Raw genomic sequence first — 705 nt, 5'->3', positions numbered from 1 at the left:
ATTAGGTTAAGCTAATAAGAGCGCACGGAGGATGCCTAGGCACTAGGAGCCGAAGAAGGACGTGGCGAACAACGAAACTGCCTCGGGGAGCGGTAAGCACGCATTGATCCGGGGATGTCCGAATGGGGAAACCCGGCTGTCGTAATGGACAGTCACTGTTAACTGAATACATAGGTTAACAAGAGGCACACCAGGGGAACTGAAACATCTAAGTACCCTGAGGAAGAGAAAACAAAAGTGATTCCGTCAGTAGCGGCGAGCGAACGCGGATTAGCCCAAACCAAGGAGCTTGCTCCTTGGGGTTGTAGGACGTCTCACATGGAGTTACAAAGTTGTAGATTAAACGAAGAGGTCTGGAAAGGCCCGCCAAAGAAGGTAAAAGCCCTGTAATTGAAAGTCTGCAGCCTCCGAGACGGATCCTGAGTACGGCGGGACACGTGAAACCCCGTCGGAATCCGGCAGGACCATCTGCCAAGGCTAAATACTCCCTAGTGACCGATAGTGAAGCAGTACCGTGAGGGAAAGGTGAAAAGCACCGCGGGAGCGGAGTGAAAAAGAACCTGAAACCGTGCGCTTACAAGAAGTCAGAGCCCGTTAAAAGGGTGATGGCGTGCCTTTTGTAGAATGAACCGGCGAGTTACGTTCACGTGCAAGGTTAAGTCGGGAAGACGGAGCCGCAGCGAAAGCGAGTCTGAATAGGGCGAA

Annotated in this window: 1 rRNA gene; it reads left to right on the top strand. The window is 52.3% G+C overall.

The annotated features are described in order from the left end of the window. Nucleotides 1-4: 4 nt before the first annotated feature. Nucleotides 5-705: ribosomal RNA gene (locus WFK81_RS30720) — 23S ribosomal RNA — on the top strand; the annotation flags it as partial.

Source organism: Paenibacillus sp. MMO-177 (genome assembly GCF_037147795.1).
In the GTDB taxonomy this organism is placed as follows: domain Bacteria; phylum Bacillota; class Bacilli; order Paenibacillales; family Paenibacillaceae; genus Pristimantibacillus.
Note: the sequence above shows the minus strand (reverse complement) of the source record. Positions and strands in the feature narration are given on the sequence as shown.